We start from the raw sequence: 24273 nt of genomic DNA, 5'->3' as shown, positions 1-24273 counted from the left end.
TAGACGACGGGGAGAGAATGATCAATTCAGGCTTTCTTCACGAACTCTGACTTCAGCTTCATCGCGCCGATGCCGTCAATCTTGCAGTCGATGTCGTGGTCGCCTTCCACCAGGCGAATGTTCTTCACCTTGGTGCCCACCTTCACCACCGAACTGGACCCCTTCACTTTCAGATCCTTGATGACGGTCACCGTATCGCCATCCTGCAGTTCATTGCCATTGGCATCACGAACCACCTTGCCGGCCTCGGCATCGGCCTGCTCAGCCTCCGACCACTCATGCCCGCACTCGGGACAAACCAACTGAACACCATCCTCATAGGTGAACTCGGAACCACACTGCGGGCAAGGGGGAAGCTGGGACATTATCATTTCCTGTTAATTGAATGAGAACCGGATTATACCAGAAACCCCGGCCCCCGGTTTCGCTAACGCCCCGGCGCCACCCGCGCCAGCACCGTCGGATCCTCCGACAACGGCAACGCCAGAATCACACCCTCATTCGAAGCCGGGAAAATACCCGCCAGCGCCGTAATGTTCACCTGGTGCGACACCAACACCACCGGCAGCCCCGGCTCCAAACCGTTCACCCCCTCAATCGTCTCCCGAGTCTGTGCCGGCCCGTCTCCCCGGTTCCGGAAAAACGAATTCAGCGACGGCATGTCCGCCACCTCTCCGACATTCATCTCACTGGCCGTATCCCGACACCGGCACCACTGACTGGTAAACACCCGGGCCTCCTCAATCGCGTGTCTCGCCAGGAACGGCTTCCACGACCGCGCCTGTTCCCGACCGGCCTCGTTCAGGTTCCGCTGGGTGCTGCAGTCGTTCAGTTTGAAGTTGGCGGGGTCGCCGGTTCCGGGAGCGAGGGCGTGGCGGAGAATCAAGATTGCCCGTCCCTCCTGCAGGGCTTGCCAGGCTTCCGCGTTGCCGTCGTTGGCAGAGGCATTCAAGGAAAAAGCGAAGGTGATAACGCCCAGAGTGAGGCCAAGAACTAGTTTCCTGATCATGGCAGTTCGCCCTCCTTCCGCAGTCGCGGAGTTATCGTGAGGTTTGGGGTGGCTTTGGGGCGAGCCTCCCAAAAATGTTGAAGGCCAGGGATGGCCTGAAACAAGCGCACATGGACGTGCTCGTAGCGGTTTTTGGGAGGCTCGCCCCAAAGCCGCCCTGCTCCAACCATCGCAGGCCATGAGAAATACGCGGCCAACCACTAACAAGCTCAATCCCAGAACAGTTAAACTCTAGCCTTGAAACCAACACCAAAGGAAAACCGAAATGCCAATCTGGGTCGACGCCGACGCCTGCCCCGTCCCCATCCGGGAAATCCTCTGCCGCGCCGCCACCCGCTGGCAAATCCAGACCACCTTCATCGCCAACCACGCCATCAACCTGCCGCCAAGCCCCTACATCAGCCGGCGCCAGGTTGCCCACGGCTTCGACGTCGCCGACAACGAAATCATGGACCAGATGACCAAAGGCGACCTCGTGATCACCCAGGACATCCCCCTGGCCGCCGAAGCCATCGAAAAAGGCGCCGACGTCTTCAATCCCCGGGGCCAGGCCTTCACCAAAGACAATATCCGCCAGCGCCTGGCCATGCGCAACTTCATGGAAGAAATGCGCAGCGCCGGCCAGGTCACCGGTGGCCCCGCGCCGTTCAGCCAGACCGACCGCAAGGAATTCGCCGACCAGCTCGACCGCTGGCTACAGCGCAACGCCAGAAGATGATAATGATTCTATTTTAATTGCCGGACATTTCCGCTAACCTCCGTGCCCAATCAAAACCGGGCCAAATATCTGGGAGAACGCGGAAATGTCCAGCAGCAGTCACACCAACACCAGCAGCGTTGCCGCCCTGGGCCGCCTGCTCCGCTATGCCCGCGGGTACCGCCGCCAGATTATCGCCGCCACCACCTGCTCCATCATCAACAAGCTTTTCGACATTGCCCCGGAGATCCTGATCGGTGTCGCCATCGACGTGGTGGTCAACCAGGAACAGAGCTTCGTCGCCGGGCTCGGCTTCGAAACCGCCCGGGAGCAGATCACCATCCTGGCGGTTCTGACGTTCTTCATCTGGGCCGGGGAATCCCTGTTCGAGTACCTGTTCCAGATCCTCTGGCGCAACCTGGCCCAGCGCCTGCAATCCGACCTCCGCCAGGACGCCTACGAACATGCCCAGCGGCTGGACATGAGCTTCTTCGAGGCCCGCAGCTCCGGCCAGCTGGTGGCCACCATGAACGATGACGTGAACCAGCTCGAACGTTTCCTCGATGGCGGTGCCAACGCCATGATCCAGGTTCTGGTCACGGTGGTGGCGGTTGGCGCTGTATTTTTCGTTCTCTCTCCCACCGTCGCCCTGCTGGCTTTCACGCCGATCCCCCTGATCATCTGGGGTGCCTTCTACTTCCAGCGCAAGGCCGGCCCGCTCTACGCCGATGTCCGTGAAAAGGTCGGGGATCTCTCCAGCCGGCTGGCCAACAACCTCGGCGGCATCGCCACCATCAAGAGCTTCACCGCCGAGCAGCGGGAGGCGGAGCGGCTCAAGGCCAGCAGCGAGGCCTATGTGGAAGCCAACCGCAGGGCCATCCGCATCAGTTCCGCGTTCATTCCGGTCATCCGCATGGCCATCCTCGCCGGCTTCCTGGCCACCTTTACCGTAGGCGGCATGATGGCGCTGGAAGGCACCCTCAATGTTGGCGCCTATGGCGTGCTGGTCTTCCTCACCCAGCGCCTGCTCTGGCCATTGACCGGCCTGGCGGAAGTCATCGACCTGTTCGAACGGGCCATGGCCAGCACCCGCCGGATTCTCAACCTGCTGGCCGAACCCGTGCATGTGCGGGATGAAGGCGGCAGGGACCTGGCGCAGCCGGTCAAGGGTGAGGTGGAGCTCCGAAACCTGAGCTTCCACTATGCCTCCAGCGGCGCCGGTATCCGGGACATCAGCCTGCAGGTACCGGCCGGCAATACCCTGGCCCTGGTCGGTGCCACCGGCTCCGGCAAGTCCACGCTGATCAAGCTGCTTCTGCGCTTCTACGATCCGAGCCACGGCGATATCCGCATTGATGGCCAGCCCATCCGGGACATCAATCTCAAGTCCCTGCGCGGGGCCATCGGCCTGGTCAGCCAGGACGTGTACCTGTTCGAGGGCTCCATCCGCGAGAACCTGGCCTATGGCAGGCCCGGTGCCACCGATGACGAGATCATTGAAGCGGCCAGGACCGCCGAGGCCTGGAGCTTCATCGAGGCCCTGCCCGAGGGCCTGGATACAGCGGTCGGTGAGCGTGGTGTGCGGTTGTCCGGAGGCCAGCGCCAGCGACTGTCCCTGGCCCGCGCCCTGTTGAAGAACCCACCGATCCTGGTGCTGGACGAGGCCACCAGCGCGGTGGACAACGAGACCGAAGCCGCCATCCAGCGCTCCCTGCGCCGTATCGGCCACAACCGGACGGTGATCATGATCGCCCACCGCCTCTCCACCATCGTGGATGCGGACACCATTGCCGTGATCGAGCATGGCCGCGTGGTCGAGCAAGGCACCCACGAAGCCCTGCTCTCGAAGGACGGCGCCTACCGGGCCCAATGGCGTGTCCAGACCGGGCAGGCCTGACGTCTAACGGCACTATTATTATTGATAGTAATTCGTATTTAGATTAACCTGCAGACTCTCAGAACAAGGGAGTCTGCATGTCGGCGTTCTTCGAAGTATCCAACCTGGGTGTCCGTATCGGTGACACCCCCATTCTTCGCAATATCAACATCGGTTTTCAGGAAGGGGAAGTGACCGCCCTGCTCGGCCACAACGGCTCGGGCAAATCGACACTGCTCAAGGTACTGGCCCGACATCAGGCGCCCTCGGAGGGCCAAGTCAGTTTGCTTGGCCGGTCCTTTCTCAGTACCGGCGCCCGGGAATTCGCCCGTACCGTCGGTTACCTGCCCCAGCATCCACCCGGCACGGACGGGCTGACTGTGCGCGAACTGGTCGCCCTCGGTCGTTACCCCTGGCGCGGGCCGCTCGGCCGATATAATCGGGAAGATCAGCGGCTGATCGACCAGGCCATTGCCGACACCGGCCTGGAGTCGTTTACCCACCGGTCCGTGGACACCCTCTCCGGCGGCGAGCGCCAGCGGGCGTGGATCGCGATGCTGCTGGCCCAGCAGACCCGGTGCCTGCTCCTGGACGAACCCATCTCCGCGCTGGATGTAAAACACCAGGTTGAGACCCTGCGCCTGGTGCACCGCCTGGCGGAGCGGCGGGAGCTGACCGTGATTGTGGTCTTGCACGACGTGGATCTGGCCGCCCGTTTCTGTGACCGGCTCGTGGCCATCAAGGGCGGCCGGCTGGTGGCGGACGGCCGCCCCGCAGAGATCATGGACTCCGGTATCCTGGAGACCATCTACGGTGTACCCATGGGCGTCATGGAGCGGGCTCCGGGTCAGTGGGTGTCCTATGTGCACTAGAGTTCTCCGGCTGGTCGGCCTGTCGCTGTTGGTCATCCTGATGTCCGCGTCTGCCACTGCAGGTACCTGGCAGCACGAAAATGGCTCCCTCACCCTCGACGAGGTTCCCGAACGGGTTGTGGCGCTCAACTGGGCAGCCACCGAAGCCCTGTTATTGCTGGGCATCACCCCGGTGGGCGTGGCTGATCTGGCAGGCTACAGCTACTGGGTCAAGGAACCGGCGTTACCGGAAACCGGGGTCCGGAATGTGGGCACCCGGGTCGCGCCCAGCCTCGAGGCCATCGCTGAACTCGAGCCGGATTTGATCGTGACCAGTGCCGAGATGGCACCGGCCGCCGACCTGCTCGAGCGGCTGGCCCCCACCTACGTGGTGAGTGTGTACCAGGAGGATTCGAACCCCTTCGCCAAAGCCCGCGAGATGCTGCTCACCCTCGGCCAGATGCTCGACCGGGAAGCGCAGGCAAAGGCGGTGGTGGCGGATGTCGAGCACACCCTCGCCCAACAGCGGGCCCGGCTCGAACGCGCCGGGGTCGACGAGCGGCCGGTGGCGCTGGTGAACTTTCTCGATGCCCGCCATGTTCGGGTTTACGCGCCGAACGGGCTCTACCAGACTGCGCTTGAAGCGCTCGGGCTGACCAACGCCTGGCCGCACCCGGGGAATTTCTGGGGATTCTCCGTGGTGGGTCTGGAGGCCATTGCACCGTTCCCCGACGCGCGCCTTGTGGTCATTTCCCCCACGCCACCCGGGCTCGCCGACACCCTTTCCGAGAGTCCGTTCTGGACCTACCTGCCGCCGGTGCAACAGGACCGGGTGTATCAGGTGGAGGCTACCTGGCCCTTCGGCGGCATCTACCCGGTCAAGCGACTGGCCATCCAGATTGCAGACAGCCTGCTGGCAGGAGGTTCGGACCATGTACAGTAATACCGCCACCCTGCCGTCGCAGCGCCCACTGCTTCCCGCGCGCTTGCCCGTGGCCGCAGCGCTCCTGTGGCTGAGTGCCATTATCGCCAGTGCCCTGCCCTGGCTGGAACAACTGGATCCGGCCACGCTGTTAAGCGCCTTCTGGACCTTCGAGCCCGAGATCTATGCCTCGGTACTGGCCCATTTCAGCTGGGCACCCAGGGTAGCCATGGCCGTCCTGGTCGGCGCAGCGCTGGGACTGGCCGGTGCCGTGACCCAGCAGATCCTGGGCAATCCGCTGGCCTCGCCCACCACACTCGGCGTTGCAGCCGGTAGCCAGTTCGGCGTGACCGTCGCCTCCCTGTTCTTCCCGGGTCTGCTGGCCTTCAGCCCGGACCTGCCCGCCATTGCCGGCGGCCTGCTGGCCATCGTCATGGTGATCGCCCTCACCTGGCGACTGGGCTTTTCCCCGGTGACGGTCATTCTCGCCGGCCTGGTGATCACCTTTTTCCTGGGCGCCACCAATATGGCGTTTCTGCTGCTCAAGGGCGAATGGCTGGGCAACCTGTTTATCTGGGGCGCGGGCTCCCTGGTCCAGAACAACTGGCAACCGTTCGCGGATCTGTGGCCAAGAGTCCTGCTACTGGCAGCCCTGATGCTGCTCCTGATGCGGCCATTGCAACTTCTGCAGCTGGGGGAGACGTCGGCCGGCTCTCTTGGAGCCAAAGTGGCGTGGGTACGGGCCCTGGCATTGTTCCTCGTGGTCCTGCTGAGCGCCGTGGTCGTGAGCCGGGTTGGCGTGATCGCCTTTGTGGGTCTGGCGGCCCCGGTGCTGGCCCGGCTGCTGGGCGCCAGAACCCTCGGCGGGCGCATGCTGTGGAGCACCCTGCTCGGCGGTGGCCTGCTGTTGCTGGCAGACACTTTCGCACACTGGGCATCCACCTGGGGAGACGGCTCGCTGATTCCCACCGGTACCACCACCGCCCTGATTGGCGGGCCGATCATCCTGCTGGCCCTGCAGGGCTTCCGGAATACCCACCACATGCCGGGGCAGACCTCCAGCCCGGCTGGCTTCCTGCCCGGACGCCGGCCGATCACGGTGGTTTCGGCTGTGCTTGCTGCGCTGCTGCTTCTGACGGTGGTGATCTCGCTGAGCTGGTCCCCGGGGCTGAATGGCTGGAGCTGGACCTCCATTGGCCAATGGGGCGACGCCTGGGTCTGGCGAGGCCCAAGGATGCTCGCCGCCGTCCTGGCCGGGGTGGCTCTCGGCCTGGCCGGCACCCTGATTCAGCGCATGACCGGCAACCCCATGGGTAGCCCGGAAATGCTGGGCATCAGCGGCGGCGCCGCCCTGGTGATGGTGGTGATTGTGCTGTCCGGCATTGAGGCAGGACGCGCCGGGCAGCTGATGGCCGCCACCGGCGGCGCGGCCGGTGCATTGGGCCTGCTGATCCTGCTGGCCCGACGGCACCGCTTCGCCGGCAACCAGTTGTTGCTGGGCGGACTGGCGCTGTATGTGTTCATGGATGCCGGGCTGCGACTGGTGATGGCATCGGGCGGCACCGAAGCCTCCAAACTGCTGAACTGGATGTACGGTTCCACCTGGCTGGTCTCCGAAGGGGAAGCCATCGGGCTGCTGGTGTTCATCCTGATGCTTTCCGGCCTGCTGGCCACAATCATCCGCCCCCTGACCATTCTGCCGCTGGGCGACATGCCCGCCTCCTCGCTGGGCATCCGGGTGGCCCGCACACGCCTGCTGTTGCTGCTTCTTTCCGCTCTGCTGACGGCGGCGGCCACGGTGGTGATAGGCCCGCTCAGTTTTGTCGGCCTGATCGCCCCGCATCTGGCCCGGGTGCTGGGCCAACAGACCGTTGGCCGGCAGCTCATTGCGGCCGCACTGGTCGGTGGCGTGCTGCTGGGTGTGGCGGATTACCTGTCCCGCATCATCGTGTATCCCAACCAGTTGCCTGCCGGCCTGCTGGCGGCGCTGGTGGGCGGTATCTACTTCCTCTGGGGGCTCAGCCGCCATGGCCGGGCCTGATTCCGCAACCGGTGGCGAACGCTGGGTCGATCGTTACGATCGGCTCCTGCAGGCCTCCGGTCTCGACCGCGACACAATCCTCTCGCAGTCTCTGAATGCCCCGGCACAGGAACGTCGGGGCCTGTTTTCCCTGGCCCAGAGTCTTGAGCAGCCGGAACTGCTTGTGCACCAGATCCGCCAGGATTATCCGGACGCCTCGGATCGTAAAGCCATCCGGGTCTATGCATCAGTACTGCAGCAGGATCTGGCACTCAGCGTGCTGGCGCCCCTGACGCTGCGCCTGTTCCGGCATGGCCAGGCGCCCGTGGCCGATCCGACCCGCATTTTCCTGGCGCCGGCAGAGGAGCCAGGTCAGACCGTCTCACGGTGGTTCCAGGTTCCGGGCCAGCCACTGGCAAGCGAACAGCCCTTCAAGCACGGCATGGCCGCACAAACCGAAGCCTGGTATCCGGTGTTCCGGCAAAAGCTGGGTGTGAGTCCTGGCGCCTACTGGAGCAGCATCGGCCTGGGCCTGGGCGCGCCTTTCTCGGCGGTGTGGAACCTGGCCAGCCCAACAGCGGTCTGTGATCTGGCGCAGCAATGGCTGGACGCATTCCGGAATGACGCCAATCGGTTCATCGACTGGATTCCGGCGGTGTTCGGAGAGCAGAGAACGGCAATCCCCCAACGTAAGGGCTGTTGTCTGAAATACCTGTTGCCGGGAGGCGGTTACTGCGGCACTTGCGGGGTCTATCGGAAGGAACGGATGGCCGCGCTCAGCCAGTCAGACCATTCCCCAGCGCCAGGCCAATGGCAACCAGGCCGATAAAGAGGCCGGCCCCGGCGGCCAGTTTGAGTCCTTCCAGCATTTCCTGCTCGGGTGTCATTGCATCTTCTCCTGTGGCTGAGTACTGAAGGGCGGGGATAACCCCCGCCCTTCATTCCGGATCAGTAGACCCAGGAAACGGTCAGGCTGGCGTTAGCCGGCTCGCCGTAGAAGCCCTGGGCCGAGGTGCCGAATTTCTTCAGGCTCTCGATGTACTTCTCGTCGGTGACGTTATTGACGTTCAGGGTGGCGTTCCAGTTGCGGGCAAAGTCGTAACTGGCCATCAGATCCAGCACGGCATAGGCATCCTGCTCGGTCACGATGGTCGCACCAGCGTTCGGACCGGTGGTGGCCACGCCCTGCTCCTGGCTGATCTCGGACTGCCAGCGGACCTGACTGCCCAGTTCCAGGCCCTCAACACCCGGCACCTTCCAGGTACCGCGCAGCTGCGCCAGGTGCTCGGGCACGAAGGACTTGGCCTCGTTACCGTCGGCGTCCTCGATGTCCACGAAGGTGTAGCCGGCGAAGAGCTGGATACGGTCGGTCACGTCACCGACGATCTCCAGTTCGATACCCTGACTCTCCAGGCCGTCCACAGCGCGGTAGTAGACGTCCTGTGTACCGGCATAGGTGCCGGCGGCCTCGGCGACGTTTTTCTGCTCCACCTGGAACAACGCCACCGTGGTGTTGATCCGGTCTTCACGGAATTCACTCTTCAGGCCCAGCTCGTAGTTGACGCCATCGATCGGATCGAGCCGGTCGCGATTGATGTCCAGCTCGGTCTGCGGGGAGAAGATCTCGGTATAGCTCGCATAGACCGAGTGGTCCTCGTTGATGTCGTAGATCAGGCCGGCGTAGGGTGTTTCCACCGCATCGTAGCTGGTCTCCTTGGAGTTCCCGTAGCTGGTACCCTCACTCTCCAGCCAGGTCAGGCGGAGGCCCGTGATGGCGGTCAGGCTGTCGGTCAGGGTCCAGCGGGCGGCAGCATAGGTGGCGGTTTCCCGGTCGGTCCAATCGGAGCCTGCCACGCCGTTGTCGAACGTCGGGCGTGGATAATTACCGTCCCATTCGTTCAGGGGTGGCAGCGGCGTGCCGATGCCCTGGCCATAACGGGACTCGTCCTCGGTCTCGGAGCGGGACCAGCTGGCGCCGATCACCAGCTCATGGGTTCGGTTGGCCAGGCTGAACGGGCCGGTGGCGTAGGCGTCCACCACCCACTGCTGGGTATTCAGATCGTACTGGCTCGGGTAGGCGAACAGGCCCTCACCGGTGTCCGGGTCCGGTGTGCCGTACTGGTAGAAGAGCTCGGAGCTGCTGTCGTTCTCCAGACGGAACACGGTGCCCTTCGCCCGCCAGCCTCCGGCCAGCTCCTGCTGCAGTTCCACGAAGCTGTTGTGCTGGGTGTTGTCCCAGTAGGACCAGTCGGAGGCGGTGCTGGTGGAGCGGGCAAAGTCGGTGGCGGTGCCGTCGGTGTAGAACAGTGGCAGCGCGCCCCACAGCGGGCTGTCGGTATCGGAGGTCTGGATCGCGTGGCCGGCGGTAAGCAGTGTGGTGTCGGTCAGGTCCGCTTCCAGCACGCCGTAGAACATCTGTTTCTCGTTGCTGTAACGGTCGAGGTAGGAATCCTTGTCTTCGTAGCCCGCCACCACCCGGCCACGAACCTTGCCGGATTCGGAAACCGAGCCGGAGACATCACCGACAATCCGCTTCTGGTCCCAGGAGCCGGCGGTCACGGCCACCGAGGCATTGGTGTCAGCCGTCGGGCGCTTGCGGATGAAGTTTACAGTCGCTGCCGGGTTGCCGGAGCCGGTCATCAGGCCGTTGGCGCCCCGCAACACCTCGACCCGATCAAAGAACGCGGTGTCCAACTCGCCCTGGACGTTGTCATACACCGCCGGAAGGCCGACGCCGTCATACTGGAAGTTGTTGATGTCGAAGCCGCGGGAGGTGTAGTAGGTCCGGTCCGTTTCGACGGACTCAACGGTCACGCCGGTGGTCCCTTCCAGCACGTCATTGATGTCATTCTGGGCAAAGTCGTCCATCTGCTCCCGGGTCACTACGGTGACCGCCTGAGGCGTCTCCCGATGGGACAGTTCCATCTTCAGGGAGGTGGTGGTTGCCTCGGGCACATAACTTCCGGTGAATTCCGAGGGGGTCTGCCCCCGTTCTGCGGATACCTCGAGTACTTGCAGGGTGGCGGGATCATTCTCCTGGGCCAATGCTGTGACGGGAAGGGTGGCGCACATCATGGCGGAAACCAGGGCCTTGCGGCGGAATGCCGGCTCGGGAAGTCGGAACATCATTTTCTCCGTGAGTGAGTTCTTGCGGGTTGGTAATTATTCGACGATTATCTTAATGCGAATCATTCTAATTTAAAACACCAATTTTGAATAATCCAACCCGGAACACCTTCCCTATATCCGGTATAGCAATGTTAACGGCGGGAGTTCTGGTCAGCTGCTATGCTGAGTGGGCGGCTCTCGCCACGGACTCGCCGAGCAGCTGCGAAGACCGGAGGTTCCCATGATCACCAGCAGATACCTGGCGCTGGCCAGCGGGCTAATCATGCTATCGATGCCCGCCTGGGCAGCGCTGACCTTTTCATCGGACGAGGCAGATTTCCAGCTTGAGGTTGTGGCCGAGGGACTGGAGCACCCCTGGAGCCTGGCCTTTCTTCCGGACGGAACCCAGCTTGTAACGGAGCGAGCCGGTCGGCTGAGGATGATCCGGGACGGCAAACTGGTATCCGCTCCCCTGGCGGGTGTTCCCGAACTTGTGGTTGCCGGCCAGGGCGGTTTATTGGACGTGCTTTTACATCCGGATTATGAGTCCAACCAGATCCTGTTCCTCAGCTATGCCCACCGCTCCCGGGAGGGCATGACCACACGCGTGGCCCGGGCAAGGCTGGACGGCATGGCGCTGACAGATGTGAACGTCATCTTTGAAGCCCTCCCCCGCTCTAATACAACCCGCCATTTTGCCGGCCGAATGGAGTTTGATCGTGAGGGCAACCTGTACGTAGCGGTGGGTGACCGGGGCGAAATGGACCGGGCCCAGGATCTCGGCGATGACGCCGGCGGTGTGCACCGGATCACGATTGACGGTAAGCCTGTGCCGAATAACCCCTTCATGGACCAGGCGGGGGCGCGGGACACCTTTTTCACCTACGGTAACCGGAACATCCAGGGCATGACCATTCATCCGGAAACCGGCGACATCTGGACCCACGAACACGGCCCCCGGGGTGGTGACGAGATCAACATTCTCTCGGCGGGCACCAATTACGGCTGGCCCGAGATCACCTATGGCATCGATTACTCCGGGCTGCCGATCACCATGCACACGGAAAAGGAAGGCATGGCCCAGCCCCTGCACTACTGGGATCCCTCGATCGCGCCCTCAGGCATGGCGTTCTACACCGGTGAACGATTCCCGGAATGGCAGGGTGACCTGTTTGTGGGGGCACTGAAGATGCGCAAACTGGTACGACTGGAAATCGGTGACGGCGATGTCACCGAGGAAGAAGACCTGCTGACCGACCTGGGCGATCGCATCCGGGACGTGCGCATGGGTCCGGATGGCGTGCTCTGGCTGCTCACGGACTCGCCGGAAGGCAAGGTTTACCGGATCGTGCCGGTGAATTGATCCTCAATGGGGATCGTTGGTCCTGTCGGTTTTCTCGTACTGGGGGATGTCGTCGGTAATCCCGAACCAGTCCGATTTGGAGCCGACGTATACGTGCTGGGCCGGCCCCTTGTCCAGGGGTTCGTTGATGACGCCGACCCGCAGCCTGAGGATGCCCGGGATGGCGTCCACCCGACTGTAGAGCTGGCTGCCGCAACGACTGCAGAAGGCGCGATATTTTCCGGGACTGGACTCGAATTCAGTCACCCGCTGCTCTCCGGACAGGAAACGGAAGCGGACCGCCTGGACCGGAGCGCTGGCAGAAAATGCACTGCCATGGCTCCGTCGACACTGACTGCAATGGCACAGGGAAATCGGACCAAGCGGTCCGTCGTATTCAAAGCTGATATCGCCGCACAGACAGTGGCCGGTATACATGGATAAATCTCGCGCTTCGGAGCTGGTTGCTGTTTCTGGCGGGATGATACCGGCGAGCCACTTGAAGAACCACCCTGGCGACATCATCTGATTTAGTACAGAACTGGAACAGGAGGACAAACACCATGTCGTTTACCACCCTTCCGAAGATCGGTATGGGCACCTTCCGCCTCAAGGGCAATGATGCCCGGGAGGCAGTAAAGAGCGCCCTGTCGCTGGGCTACCGCCACATCGACACCGCACAGATGTACGAAAACGAGGCGGAAGTGGGGGACGGCATCACCTCGAGCGGGATTCCCCGCCGAGACATCTTCCTGACCACCAAGATTTGGCACGACAAGCTGCATGCCAGCGACCTGATCAACAGCCTGCACGACAGCCTGGCCCGGCTGAAAACGGATCATGTGGATCTGACCCTGATCCACTGGCCCTCCCCCGACGACGAAGTGCCGATGGAAGAATACCTGGGCGCGCTCCGGGATGCCCAGCGCGAAGGCCTGACCGAGCATATCGGGATTTCCAACTTTACCTGCGCCCAGATGGACCGGGCGAAGGAGATTCTCGGCGATAGCCCGATACTCACCAACCAGGTGGAAGTCCATCCGTTCCTGGCCAACCGGAAAGTGGTGGAGCACGCACAAGAACTCGGCATTACGGTGACCGGCTACATGCCCCTGGCGGTGGGCAAGGTCATGGAGGACGAAACCTTGCAGCGCATTGCCAGTGAACGGAACGTTACCCCGGCGCAGATTGCGATTGCCTGGGTGGCCTCACGGGGCGTGGTGCCTATTCCCTCCTCTACCCGGCCATCCCACCAGAAGGCCAACCTGGATGCCCTGAACATTGAGCTTACCCCGGAGGAGATCCGCTCGATCGATGCCCTCGACCGGGGCGAGCGGATCGCAAATCCGGGATTCGCGCCGGCCTGGGATTAGTCCGCAGGGCCAACACCGAAAGCACGAGTGCCGCACCCGGATAGGCCAGCAGCCAGAAGGTTCCGAGGGCCCAGTAGGTGGCGGCGCTGAACAGGCTCCACGCCAGTGGCAGTAACAGCAGTAACCAGCGCAACGGTGCAGGCTGGCCGGCGAACAGGAGAACAGACGCGGCAACGGTGATGCCCGGGGCCACCCCGAACAGCGCCAATGCCCGCATTTCTCCAGCCTGGAGCACAGCGAACCAGGGCAACACGAGAACCACCAGCCACCAGGCCACCACGGTTGGCCAGGCCAGCGGAGCGGGAAGCGCCTTCCCTTTGAGCATCAGCAGGAATAGCCCCTGCACGACAAACACCCACCCGAACCCGGTGGCGGGCCAGTTGATCGGCCCGTAATAGCGAACCAGGAACAGGTATCCGCACCCGATCCAGGCAAGGCCCGCCAGGGCCATGGCCAGCCGCCGGGGCCATTCGCTGTTCTGGCGGCCAAGCCACGGGAGAAGCAGGGCTGCGGCCGGCCATAGCAATAACCAGGGCCAAAGCGCCTGATTGATCCGGACAAACAGCCGAAGAAACACCTCCGGCCCGAACATGACCAGATCCTGCAGGGAATAACTCAGCCAGACTGCCCCGCTCACAGCTTCCTCACATACTCTGCCATCATCCGGCGCTGACCGGTGTCAGGAAGCCGCCCGTACATTGCCCCCATGTTCTCCTGCATGTGCTCCACGCGGGTCGTGGCCGGAATGGCGCAGGTGACCGCCGGATGGGAAAGGATGAACTTGAGGAAAAACTCCGCCCAGTTGCCCACTCCTGCTTCACCTGCCCAGGGCGGCAGCGGCTCGGACTGGAACCGACGGAACAGGGAACCGCCCTGGAACGGACGATTGACGATCACCGCAATGCCCCGCTCCCGGGCCAGTGGCAGCAGTCGCTCCTCCGCCTCCCGGTCCAGCACGTTGTAGGTCAGTTGAACGAAATCCAGAGGTTCCGTTTCCATAATGCGCGCCAGCTCACGATGCCGCCGGCCGTGGGATGTGGTAATGCCGACATAGCGAACCCTGCCTTCGGACTTCATTTCCCTCAGGGTTGCCAGATGTTCCTGCCAGGCGAGCAGGTTGTGGACCTGCAGCAGATCAAAACGATCGATGCCCCATCGCCGCTCGGATGTCGCTGCCTGTTCGCGGGTTTCGGAGCCGTCACTGGTCCAGATCTTGGTCGCGGCAAAAATACGGTCATGGGCACCCAGCCTGTCCAGCCCGGCGCCTATGACGTCGGCGGAGCTGCCATACATCGGGGAACAGTCGATCACAGTCCCGTTACGTTCCAGGAAGGCTTCAAGCACCCGGGTACGCTGATCGATCAGGTACTGGTCGGCACCGACGTTGAAAGTAATCCAGGTACCCATGCCGATGGCAGGGACAGGCTCCCCGGTGGACGGGATCGGACGGGTCAGGAAGGCCTCCGGACCTGATGCGGTGTCAGCGGCAAAGAGGCGGGGAGAAGCCATAGCCAGGCCGCCGAGACCAGCTCCGATGAGGAATCGTCGCCGCGAAAGCTCAAGCATAATGGCCCTCCCTCAGGAATCCGCCTTTAGTGACAGCATCAGCCGCCGTATTGTTCCTCCAGATACTTCAATATACGTGCGGATTCAAACATGGACGCCCCGGTGTTGGGGTCTTCCAGGTACGGAACCTGGACCCGGCCGTGCTGCTGGAAAAAGGCATCCCGCTTGCCTCCCGGCAAGGGCCGGTATTCGCCGGGTTTGATCCGCTGCTTCGCCGGCCCGACTTCAGTCCAGTGCTCCTTCCCCAGATTATGGAGGGTGTACGGGATTTCCAGCTCGCAGAGTTTTTCCCGCACCAGCCGGGAGAACGGACTCCCCTCGAAGCTCCACAGGTGCAAACCCTGTTCGGGGCGTCTCGCCGGGGTTGCCCGAAGCCCCCGCATTTCACTGGCAACCGAGCCCAATGAACCAAACACCGGCTGCCAGACTTTGGCTCGGTAATAGCCGGGCACCGGGCGGCCGGCATACTGCCGGAACAGATATTCGACAATCTCTTCGGATTCGTACATCACCTGGCCGGTATTCTCGTCCACCAGCAGGGGGAACAGCTGTTTGCCGCCCACTGCTTCCGCTTCAGGCCGGAAAATACGACCGCCCTTGGGGCATGGACGGATCTCGGCATCCAGATGCAGGGCCGTCAGGGCCTCGCGCACCCGGCGGCAATAGGGGCAACCTTCCATGTCGTACAGGATAATTGGCTTTTCCGGCTGTTCCACCGGCTTCACCACCAGGCACCCCCGCCAGGCCGTGAAGGATGAGGTCGCTACCGATTCGAGTACGTTTACGTTGTGCCTGACCGCTCTGAGCATGTTTTTTCTCTGTTTCGGGTGCATTCAATATTCATGGGTGTCCGAGTGTAGGGAACACGAATATGACAGAAAACTCCATGACTGAAATGCCGCGAAACCAACGGTAAAAATCGCACACAAAGTCATTGACAGCAGTAAGATTAATTTTTGTACACCTAACCCACTGATTACAAAGGGGCACTTACGTAACGTCACAAAATTTCAATATAAACAACGCATCTACTGGCAGTTTTTAACGTCATGTAGAGGCTTTCTGCATAGTACAACCGGCCAGGATCGGCTATTGTTCATTTTATAAGAACTCAACGGATGGAAATCATGAGGAACAGGGTCATGCGACGCAACGCCAGCCAGGCGGGGCTCAGGAAGTCCGGCCGTCGATTCATGCTGGCCGCGGGAACTGCCGCGGTCATGGCCGTTGGTGCTTCGGTGTCGGTGGCCGCTCCACCTGCCAGCGAAGACTCCCCCACCCGCCTCTGGAGCACAGAGGTCCGTGATTACGCGCTGAAAGCCCTCAATAATGAGGAGGGCCTGGGTGTTGCGGCCGTTCCCCTGAACGGTCCGGGTATCGAGCAGTATGTGAACGCTGACGAACTGATGAGCCCCGGTTCCATCATGAAACTGGTCACCACGTACGCTGCCCTGGAAATCCTCGGCCCCACCCATCACTGGCGTACCGATTTCCTGACGGATGGACAGATGGTCGGCGACACCCTCAAGGGCAACCTCTATGTCCGGTTCGAGGGTGACCCGAAACTGACGCTTGAGCGCCTGTGGTCGACCCTGCGCGAGCTGCGGCAGATGGGGGTGACCAACATCGATGGTCACCTGGTTCTGGATGGCAGCTATTTCCGGGTGGATGAAGGCTTTCCGAGCTTCGAGGACAACGGGGACAATCCGTACAGGCCTTTCCTCGTGGAACCCTCCGCCTACCTGACCAACCTGAACCTGTTGCACTTCCAGGTACGGGCCGACGAACGGGGCACCCAGGCCTGGACGACCCCGAACCTTGCCGAAGTCCGAATCGACAACCGGGTCACGGCCGTGCCCGAGGGCCCCTGCCCGAGCCGCCGCAGCTTCGACTGGGAGCCGGTATTCGATGACAACATGCAGGTGACGGTCCGGGTGTCCGGCGAACTGCCGCAGGGATGTCGCACCACCACTTACATGTCCCTGCTGCCCCATGAGCAGTACACCGCTTCCCTGATCCGTTCGGTACTCGAGGAAACCGGCGTCACCCTCGGTGGCGCCAGCATGACCGGTAAGACGCCCGACGACGCCCGGCTGGTAATGAGGACCACATCACCGGACCTGGTTACCATGGTTCGGGACATCAACAAGTGGAGCAGTAACGTCATGGCCCGCCAGATGCTGCTCGCGATCGGTGCCGAAAACCGGAAAGAGGATGAACAGGACGATCGCGTTGCCGGTATCCGGGTGATCTACGACTGGCTGGAGGACAAGGGCATCAACACTGCCGGCATGGTGATCGACAACGGAGCCGGCCTGACCCGCCACGGCCGAATTTCCGCTCGCCAGGGTGTACAGATCCTCCAGCACGCCTGGAACAGCCCGTTCGCCTCCGACCTCATGGCCTCCATGCCGATAATCGCCATGGACGGGACCATGGCCCGTCGGCTCAGGAAGGAAGGCATGCAGGGCGAAGGCCGTATCAAAACCGGCTATCTCGAGAACGTTCGTTCCATCGCCGGCTTCACGCGGGACGAGAACAATACCACCTGGGCGGTCGTAGGGATCGTGAACAACGACCCGGCCTGGAATGGTCAATCCGTGCTGGACCGGGTGCTGTATTCGCTGCATTACCGGCCTCCGACGGGAACCGCATTCTCCAGAGCCAATTCAAATAATTCCAACGTCTCGGTCCAGTAACGAAAAAGCCCCGGCGGTGCCGGGGCCTTACTCTGACGGGTCAGTGCGCGATTCACTGCGGCACGGCGACAAAATCATCCAGCAGGGTGACACCCGCCACAGGATCGCTGCCACTCAGGGCACGCCGGGCAACGGCACTGTAAATTCCGCTGGCTGACAAAGTCAGACTCGGCGATTTGTACAACACATTCGCCGGGTTACCTGCCTCCGTAATAAACGCCACATAGCTGCCAGCCGCCACTTGTACATACCCGGTGCTGGTTCCGTACTCAAAACCCGGTACGGTCGGCGAGCCGGCCAGGTTACCAATCACCGTTGCATCTGCACCGCCCTCGGCTGTCGGCACCAGGTAGACATCTACCGTCGACGCCTCAACGGCACCGTGGATCAGGCGCAGTTTAGCCGCGGTGGCGATCCGGCGGTTGTCATCGGCAAAGACCAGGGCATCGAAGCCTGCCTCGACACTGCCGGCGGCAACAATCGTTTTAAGGTCACCCGCAGCGAGTGTCAGGGTTGCCTCGATCGCGGGTGTGGTGTCACCGGACGCGGTTACTGTCAGGTCGTAATCTCCGGCAGCGCCGCCGGGAGAACCAAGCAGATAATTTCCGGTAAAGGCCGCATCAGGAAGCGTGTCACCGAAAGAGAAGGTCAGCGGTGTACCTGATCCGAGGGTTGAGTTGAGATAGACATCGACGGCGGTGTCCGCCCTTCCGAAGCCTATATCAGAAACACTGTGCACCGCCCGAAGGTCGGCACCGGTCTCGGCGGACAGGATTTCACTCGTTTCACTGCCGTTGATCACCAGCAGAGTGATCGGAGACTCGCCGTAAACCGTGTTGTCGATCGCTCCTACCAGCAGATCGGCTCCTGCGGGCAACGCAACCGATCCGCTGTCATATACCACGGTACCTGCGCCCGCCGGGGTTACCCGAATCTGGTAGTCACCCGCGGGTATCTCGAGCGGCCCGACACTGTCCTTGAAGGCAAAGCTGAAAGTCGCCTCTGCAGGGAGCTCCGCTCCCGCTGCCGTAACATAGACATCAACGGGGCCACCAGCAGCCTGCTGAGCCGCGGGGGACAAATGCGCAACACGGAGACGGACCGAGTCCGCGCTGTCTCGCTCACCATCATCGGCAAGAATCAGAGGAGCGATGGTTTCGTCCCCTACCTTGCCGACTGCAATCACGTCATAACTGGTATCAAACCGGAGGGAGGCGTCCGCATCGATCACGGTCGCGGTATCGCCGCCCGGGAGAATGCCATCTACTGCGATGGAAGCCATACCGGCATTCGGCGTCAGGACGGCTGCCTGTTTGTAGTCAGCACCCGAGACAACCGTTTCATTATTCACGCGAACATTCACCGCTGGCGCGTCCGAAGACGCATGAATGACCCGGACACTGGTTTTCGCCGGATCACTGTCACCATCGAAACACCCGGCCAACAACACACTACTGGCCGCCACCAAAGGCAAAGCAAATTTTGTATTCATTGTCACTCATCCTCAATTGCAGAGGTTGCAGATCAGGGTTTGATGGTTCGAACCTGCACAAATTCATTCCATGAACTGTACGCAAAACAATCTACGGATGGGTGTGACGAACAGATTTACAGAATTTGACAATTCGGGCTTCCGGAATGGCCGTTACCGCTCCCTGGCCAGGAAGTTCAGGGTACGCGCCGTCAGGCGACCGGCAAGCGGTGCTACGAAGATCACCAGCGGGAGGGCCGAACCCCAGGCAACCAGGAACGCCGATCCCCAGCGTTGCAGGAAACCCTCGGTCAGACCGGTATTGAGGAACGTGATGATCCCGGACATCATCAGGGACATGATGCCTGACATGTAAAACGCAAAGATCAACTGGCGAGCGTGGGCAAACTTTTGCTTGGACATTCAGTCTCCATGAGCCAGAACGTGGGAGGCCGTGGACCGCTCCATCCGATCCGCGCCCTGTTTCGTATTCACCGGAACAGAAACAGTATGATAATGAGCATGCAATGTTTTTCCATAGGGCTTTTCGCTGAGGCACCGTGATGACTATTCCCGCCCACCTACCGAGCCCCCTCGTACGAGCAGCCATGGCGCTCTTCGTTCTCCTGCTGCTCTCTGCCTGTAGCTCGACGCGTACGGCCTACCGGTATGCCGACTGGGGCGTAAGCTGGTGGGTCGACGACTACGTAACCCTGACTGCCGAACAGGAACAGCGGCTGGCTCGGGACTTCGACAACCTCCGCCAGTGGCACTGCACTGCAGAACTGCCCCGTTACCGGCAATGGCTGACCGAACTGGCCAGGGACACCCGCGCGGGTGATCTGGACCGGGCAAGGGTCAGCTACCACCAGCAGCGCCTGTTCGAGTTTATTCCCGGGTTGCTTGAACAGGCCGCACCAACGGCCGCCAATCTGCTCGCGTCTCTGAGCGACGAGCAGGTGGCCGAACTGGCCAGAAACATGGCCCGAAACCATCAGGAGATGGAGGAAAAATTTCTCCTGGGTTCGCCGCAGGCGCGGGCAGACGCCCGGGCAGAGCGGACGATAGAACGCATCGAAAACTGGCTCGGGACGTTGAACACCCGGCAGCAGAGAATCGCCCGTGAGTGGTCCGAGAACCGGGGCCGGCAGACCGAAATCTGGCTGGAAGGCCGCCGTAACTGGCAGCTGGCCCTGTTGGAAGCGCTGGAAGAACGGGACTCGCCGGCGTTCGGCGAGCGGGTCCGCTACTTGCTTCTGAACTCCGCCGAGGTCCGTGGAGACGCCTACAAGGAAATGATGACCGAGAGCCGGGCGGCGATGGCGGAACTGATGTATGAGCTGATTGAGGCTGGTGCGCCTTCGCATCTGGCGCATCTGGAAGAGCGGGCGGTGGAGCTTCGCGGGGATTTCCGGGCGCTGACCTGTGAGCCGGCCTGAGGGGGGAGTGGGGGGTCGGCGTGAAGTCGGGGTCAGATGAAAGCGTTCATCTGACCCCAATTTCACAGCCCAGGCTTGAGGTTAAACCTGAACCTGGGGTCAGAAGAAAGCGTTCTTCTGACCCCGATTTCAGGCCACAGCCTTGGGGTCGAACTTGAATCCGGGGTCAGAAGAAGGCTTTCTTCTGACCCCAGCTTCGCTCCGGTTAAATGGTCAGGTAACCACCATCGGCGTTAATGCACGCACCGGTCGTGTAGCTGGATGCCCCGGAGACCAGATACAGCACGGTACCCGCCATCTCATCGGGATCGGCCACACGCTTCATGGGGATGTGCGCCATCGCCTGTTTCTTGATGGCGTCATTGGTCGTCAGCGCGCTGGCGAACTTGGTGTCGGTCAGACCCGGCAACAGTGCGTTGACGCGGATGTTCTGTTGGCCAAGCTCCATGGCGAAGGATTTGGTCATGGAGATCACCGCGGCCTTGGTGACCGAGTAGATGCCCTGGAAGTGCCCGGGATTCACGCCATTCACGGATGCCACGTTAACGATCGCCCCACCGTCATGTTTCTTCATCAGCTGGGCGCCGCGGGCGCACATGAAGAAGTAGCCGCGGATGTTCACGTCCACGGTCTTCTGGAACGCGCCCAGGTCGGTGTCTTCCACCGGCCCGAAATACGGGTTGGCCGCAGCGTTGTTGACCAGGATATCCAGCTTGCCGTGTTCCTTGTCGATATGGTCCCAGATAGCCTCGATCTGATCCATTTCCCCGATATGGCAGGCAACCGCTTCGGCGCTTCCGCCCTCCTCACGGATGCTACTGGCTACTTTCTCGCAGCCGTCGATCTTGCGGCTGCTGACGATGACATGAGCCCCGTAGTGGGCCAGGGTCCGGGCGATGCTCTCGCCAATACCCCGGCTGGCGCCGGTGACCAGGGCCACCTTGCCGGACAGATCAAACAGGTTCTTGTTGCTCATCGATTTCCCCTAATGCGTTATCGGAATGTCACCAGTGCGGGATCTTCCGCCTCGAGGTGGCTGTAGTTATTGAAAACGGCCAGGCTGCGACGCGGGCCGGAATACAGGATGCGGGAGACACTGGTGTTGGCGATGACGTTATTCACTGCCAGCGTTTTCTCATCCGAGAGCTCCAGCAAGTGCTGGGCAATCACGGCGATTGGTCCGCCGGAAGTGGAGACCAGGACGTCACCACCATCGGCATAGCTGATCAGGTCATCGAGGGCCGCAATGACCCGTGCCCTGAATGCTCCCCAGCTTTCCGCATATTCGCTGTCATACTCACCGCTGATCCAGCGTGCCATTGCTTCCTCAAACACCTGCTGGAAAAGCCTCGCAGGCTTGGGAAAGGCGGCCATATCCCGGGCCATCACCGCCCGGTCTGCCCACTCGGGCCTCAACCGCTCAACCACCTGCATGTGATCGAATTCGTTCAGCCCTTCAACGGCCTGCATATCCGGCAGGGTCTGGCCGAAACCGGAGGCGATGGCTTCGACGGTCTCCCGGTGGCGCTCCATGTTGCCACCGAATACGGCGTCCGGTGTCACCTTACCGGCCAGCCACCGCCCCAGCACCTGCCCCTGCTCCCACCCCCGGGGTGACAGCTGGTCGTAGTTGTCCTTGCCAAAGCTGGCCTGGCCGTGTCGGATCAGGTAGATGGTCGCCATTACAGAGTGCTCTCGCTGATCAGCCGCTGGCAGCGCTTTTCCAGGTAATTGGCGGCGTGGCCGAAGGCGGCAAAGCGTTTGTCTTTGGTCTGGCCATGGTAAAAGCGGTAGTAGATTTGCTGGATAATCACCGCCAGCCGGAACAGGCCATAGATTTCATAGAAGTCGAAGTTATCGACACGAAAACCGGACTTTTCCATGTAATAGTCCACCACTTCCTTGCGCGTCAGCATGCCAGGCCGGTGCGTTGGCTGGCGACGAAGAATCTGGAACGGCCCCTCGTCATCGGCCTGGATCCAGTAGGCCAGGCTGTTGCCCAGGTCCATCAGCGGATCGCCAATGGTCGCCATTTCCCAGTCCAGCACACCGATCACTTCGAAGGGGTTGTCCGGATTCAGCACCACGTTGTCAAAGCGGTAGTCGTTATGAATGACTACCTGGGCGATGTCCTCCGGCATCTTGTCATTGAGCCAGCCCATCACCGCCTCGAAATCACCCACATCTTCCGTGCGGGCCTTGCGGAACCGATCGCTCCAGCCACCGATCTGACGCTGGACGTAACCCGCGCCCTTGCCCAGCTTGTCCAGGCCAGCCGCTTTGGCGTCCACCCGGTGCAGGTCCACGAGCTTGTCGATCACGTTGAGACACAGCTTGCGGGTATCCGGCTCACTCAGCTCGAAACCCTTCGGGAAATCCTGCCGCAGGATGATCCCCTTCAGGCGCTCCATAACGTAGAAATCGCAGCCCAGAACATCATGATCGTCACAGATGGCCACGATGTTCGGCACGTAGGGATATACCGGCTTCAACGCCCGCATGACCCGTGCCTCCCGGAGCATGTCATGGGCGGATTTGGCGATCTTGCCGAACGGCGGGCGGCGCAGTACGTAGGACTGGTCACCGTAGTCCACCTGGTAGGTCAGGTTGGAGGCGCCACCGGGGTATTGCTTGATCGCAGGCTGGCCCTCCAGCCCGGGAATCGCCTGTTTCATGAACCGGTCAACAGCGGCTACATCCAGCTCCTCACCTTCCCGGATATCCACCGCCTCGTCGATCTGTGTCATTCAGGTTCTCCTGTGGTCTGTTCCTGCCAGTCAGGCGTTCGCCTTGCCGCCCATCTTGTTCATCCAGCGCTTGCTTTCCTGATGCATGAGCCAGTCAAAGGCCCAGGGCGCGTGGCGTTTCAATACCCACATCCGGCGTTCTTTGGCATGCGGCAGCACCCAGAAGCTCTTGTCCTTCACACTCCGGAAAATGTCCTCGGCAACGTCCTCGGCGGTAATACTGGAGCGCTTCATCAACTTGTTCACGTTCTGCTGGATGCCGGGGATGTCCGACCGCATGGTGCTGGCCAGATTGGTCTGGAAAAACGCCGGGCATACACAACTGACGTGGATACCCGCATCCCGCAGCTCCTGGCTCAGGGTTTCAGACAGGGCAATCACGCCGGCCTTGGACACATTGTAGCTATCCATCAACGGCGCCAGCATCAACCCGGCCATGGAGGCAATGTTTACAAACGCCCCGGAGCCCTGCTGTTTGAACAGCGGCGTAAAGGCCTTGCAGCCGCGCACCACGCCCAGCACGTTGATATCGAGGATCCACTCCCAGTCGGCCATGGTGGTGTCTTCAATAGAGCCGGCCGAGGCTACCCCGGCGTTGTTCACAACAACGTCGACACCGCCCCATTTCTTCTCAAGGTCATCCCGGACTTTCTCGAAGTCCGTCAGCCGGCGCACATCGCATTGGACAAAGTAGCCTTCGCCGCCGTCCCTGTTAATCTCTTTCTCCACGGCCAGGCCCTGCTCCGGGTTGATATCCCCGATGCAAACTTTGGCGCCCTCTTTGGCGTAACGCAGTGCGATTGCCCGACCGAGGCCCGAGGCTCCCCCTGTAATGAATACTCTCTGTGTCATCGTTTTTATCCGTTGGTTTCTCTTGTTTTCAACAAAGGTGGAAGAGCCGTCAATGGGTCTTCCTTTCTGAAACACGCTGTGAATACATCCCTGTACGCTCTGCTCCGCCATCCATGGCTCCGCAAGGTTTCAGAAAGGAAGACCCATCGCCGACTCCCGAGCTCTTATATCAGCCTGCAAGATTTTCGGAATTCTGCTCGATACCTCTGCTCTGAATTCTGACTAAATGCATACTCCCCAACTTTAAGGGAGCGGGTGGGAGACGGTTTCTGAAACTGTGCGGAGCCATGGATGGCGGAGC

23 protein-coding genes are annotated in these 24273 nt (G+C 61.5%); 10 read left to right on the top strand and 13 right to left on the bottom strand.

Going from position 1 to position 24273, the window contains the following annotated elements:
* Window positions 1–26: 26 nt before the first annotated feature.
* Window positions 27–365 carry a zinc ribbon domain-containing protein YjdM gene (locus MD273_RS15730; RefSeq protein WP_239038747.1) on the bottom strand — a complete coding sequence of 113 codons (339 nt, stop codon included), beginning with the start codon at window positions 363–365 and terminating at the stop codon, window positions 27–29.
* Window positions 366–427: 62 nt separating this feature from the next.
* Entirely contained in the window at window positions 428–1009 is a 582-nt protein-coding gene (locus tag MD273_RS15725; RefSeq protein WP_239038746.1) for a histidine phosphatase family protein, read from the bottom strand.
* A gap of 265 nt (window positions 1010–1274) precedes the next feature.
* On the opposite strand from MD273_RS15725, the gene MD273_RS15720 reads away from it, so the two are divergent.
* The 6 genes from MD273_RS15720 to MD273_RS15695 all read left to right on the top strand — a co-directional run bounded on the left by MD273_RS15720 (window position 1275) and on the right by MD273_RS15695 (window position 8204).
* Window positions 1275–1727: a YaiI/YqxD family protein gene (locus MD273_RS15720; protein ID WP_239038745.1), complete on the top strand. Its 453-nt coding sequence runs from the start codon at window positions 1275–1277 to the stop codon at window positions 1725–1727.
* 85 nt (window positions 1728–1812) lie between these two features.
* Window positions 1813–3603 carry an ABC transporter ATP-binding protein gene (locus MD273_RS15715; protein WP_239038744.1) on the top strand — a complete coding sequence of 597 codons (1791 nt, stop codon included), beginning with the start codon at window positions 1813–1815 and terminating at the stop codon, window positions 3601–3603.
* A gap of 77 nt (window positions 3604–3680) precedes the next feature.
* Entirely contained in the window at window positions 3681–4454 is a 774-nt protein-coding gene (locus tag MD273_RS15710) for an ABC transporter ATP-binding protein (RefSeq protein WP_239038743.1), read from the top strand.
* Complete coding sequence (locus MD273_RS15705) at window positions 4444–5376, top strand: iron-siderophore ABC transporter substrate-binding protein (protein ID WP_239038742.1); 933 nt, start codon at window positions 4444–4446, stop codon at window positions 5374–5376. Before MD273_RS15710 ends, MD273_RS15705 begins: the two co-directional genes overlap by 11 nt.
* Window positions 5366–7396 (top strand): Fe(3+)-hydroxamate ABC transporter permease FhuB, encoded by a 2031-nt coding sequence (fhuB, locus tag MD273_RS15700; RefSeq protein WP_239038741.1) that lies wholly within the window; start codon window positions 5366–5368, stop codon window positions 7394–7396. The genes MD273_RS15705 and fhuB overlap by 11 nt, the downstream gene beginning before the upstream one ends.
* The gene (locus MD273_RS15695) at window positions 7383–8204 is read left to right on the top strand and encodes a (2Fe-2S)-binding protein (RefSeq protein ID WP_239038740.1); all 822 of its coding nucleotides are present in this window, start codon (window positions 7383–7385) and stop codon (window positions 8202–8204) included. Before fhuB ends, MD273_RS15695 begins: the two co-directional genes overlap by 14 nt.
* A gap of 119 nt (window positions 8205–8323) precedes the next feature.
* Here MD273_RS15695 and MD273_RS15690 read toward each other — a convergent pair whose 3' ends face one another.
* On the bottom strand, window positions 8324–10501 hold the full coding sequence (locus MD273_RS15690) for a TonB-dependent siderophore receptor (RefSeq protein ID WP_239038739.1): 2178 nt from the start codon (window positions 10499–10501) through the stop codon (window positions 8324–8326).
* Between the two features lie 265 nt (window positions 10502–10766).
* On the opposite strand from MD273_RS15690, the gene MD273_RS15685 reads away from it, so the two are divergent.
* Window positions 10767–11846, top strand: a complete 1080-nt coding sequence (locus MD273_RS15685) for a PQQ-dependent sugar dehydrogenase (RefSeq protein WP_502846068.1) — start codon at window positions 10767–10769, stop codon at window positions 11844–11846.
* Window positions 11847–11849: 3 nt separating this feature from the next.
* Here the strand turns inward: MD273_RS15685 and MD273_RS15680 are convergent, their stop codons facing one another.
* Entirely contained in the window at window positions 11850–12263 is a 414-nt protein-coding gene (locus MD273_RS15680; RefSeq protein ID WP_239038737.1) for a GFA family protein, read from the bottom strand.
* Window positions 12264–12388: 125 nt separating this feature from the next.
* Between MD273_RS15680 and dkgB the strand changes: the two genes are divergently transcribed.
* Window positions 12389–13198, top strand: a complete 810-nt coding sequence (gene dkgB / locus MD273_RS15675) for a 2,5-didehydrogluconate reductase DkgB (protein ID WP_239038736.1) — start codon at window positions 12389–12391, stop codon at window positions 13196–13198.
* Here dkgB and MD273_RS15670 read toward each other — a convergent pair.
* The 3 genes from MD273_RS15670 to MD273_RS15660 are packed head-to-tail and all read right to left on the bottom strand — an operon-like array spanning window position 13113 to window position 15573.
* Window positions 13113–13835: a hypothetical protein gene (locus tag MD273_RS15670; protein ID WP_239038735.1), complete on the bottom strand. Its 723-nt coding sequence runs from the start codon at window positions 13833–13835 to the stop codon at window positions 13113–13115. The two genes, dkgB and MD273_RS15670, sit on opposite strands and share 86 nt — an antisense overlap.
* Window positions 13832–14764: an aldo/keto reductase gene (locus MD273_RS15665; protein ID WP_239038734.1), complete on the bottom strand. Its 933-nt coding sequence runs from the start codon at window positions 14762–14764 to the stop codon at window positions 13832–13834. Before MD273_RS15665 ends, MD273_RS15670 begins: the two co-directional genes overlap by 4 nt.
* Window positions 14765–14802: 38 nt before the next feature.
* Window positions 14803–15573: a glutathione S-transferase N-terminal domain-containing protein gene (locus MD273_RS15660; RefSeq protein ID WP_239038733.1), complete on the bottom strand. Its 771-nt coding sequence runs from the start codon at window positions 15571–15573 to the stop codon at window positions 14803–14805.
* Between the two features lie 333 nt (window positions 15574–15906).
* Here MD273_RS15660 and dacB point away from each other — a divergent pair, with 333 nt between their 5' ends.
* Window positions 15907–17463 carry a D-alanyl-D-alanine carboxypeptidase/D-alanyl-D-alanine endopeptidase gene (dacB, locus tag MD273_RS15655; protein WP_502846067.1) on the top strand — a complete coding sequence of 519 codons (1557 nt, stop codon included), beginning with the start codon at window positions 15907–15909 and terminating at the stop codon, window positions 17461–17463.
* Window positions 17464–17515: 52 nt separating this feature from the next.
* Here the strand turns inward: dacB and MD273_RS15650 are convergent, their stop codons facing one another.
* Window positions 17516–18955 carry a DUF4397 domain-containing protein gene (locus tag MD273_RS15650; protein WP_239038732.1) on the bottom strand — a complete coding sequence of 480 codons (1440 nt, stop codon included), beginning with the start codon at window positions 18953–18955 and terminating at the stop codon, window positions 17516–17518.
* Between the two features lie 153 nt (window positions 18956–19108).
* A complete protein-coding gene (locus MD273_RS15645; protein ID WP_239038731.1) occupies window positions 19109–19357 on the bottom strand; it encodes a DUF2798 domain-containing protein in 249 nt (82 codons plus the stop codon).
* A gap of 185 nt (window positions 19358–19542) precedes the next feature.
* On the opposite strand from MD273_RS15645, the gene MD273_RS15640 reads away from it, so the two are divergent.
* A complete protein-coding gene (locus MD273_RS15640; protein WP_239038730.1) occupies window positions 19543–20373 on the top strand; it encodes a DUF6279 family lipoprotein in 831 nt (276 codons plus the stop codon).
* A gap of 205 nt (window positions 20374–20578) precedes the next feature.
* Here the strand turns inward: MD273_RS15640 and MD273_RS15635 are convergent, their stop codons facing one another.
* Genes MD273_RS15635 through MD273_RS15620 form a run of 4 tightly spaced genes read right to left on the bottom strand, consistent with a single transcriptional unit; the run spans window position 20579 to window position 23972 of the window.
* Window positions 20579–21349 (bottom strand): SDR family oxidoreductase, encoded by a 771-nt coding sequence (locus MD273_RS15635; RefSeq protein ID WP_239038729.1) that lies wholly within the window; start codon window positions 21347–21349, stop codon window positions 20579–20581.
* 17 nt (window positions 21350–21366) lie between these two features.
* Window positions 21367–22056, bottom strand: a complete 690-nt coding sequence (locus MD273_RS15630; protein ID WP_239038728.1) for a histidine phosphatase family protein — start codon at window positions 22054–22056, stop codon at window positions 21367–21369.
* Window positions 22056–23120, bottom strand: a complete 1065-nt coding sequence (locus MD273_RS15625; RefSeq protein WP_239038727.1) for a phosphotransferase family protein — start codon at window positions 23118–23120, stop codon at window positions 22056–22058. Before MD273_RS15625 ends, MD273_RS15630 begins: the two co-directional genes overlap by 1 nt.
* 30 nt (window positions 23121–23150) lie before the next feature.
* Window positions 23151–23972 carry an SDR family oxidoreductase gene (locus MD273_RS15620; RefSeq protein WP_239038726.1) on the bottom strand — a complete coding sequence of 274 codons (822 nt, stop codon included), beginning with the start codon at window positions 23970–23972 and terminating at the stop codon, window positions 23151–23153.
* Window positions 23973–24273 lie beyond the last annotated feature (301 nt).

The sequence above is a fragment of the Marinobacter sp. C7 genome (assembly GCF_022343555.1).
Taxonomy (GTDB): domain Bacteria; phylum Pseudomonadota; class Gammaproteobacteria; order Pseudomonadales; family Oleiphilaceae; genus Marinobacter.
The sequence above is the reverse complement of the archived record's forward strand: the minus strand, read 5'-3'. Positions and strand labels throughout refer to the sequence as shown.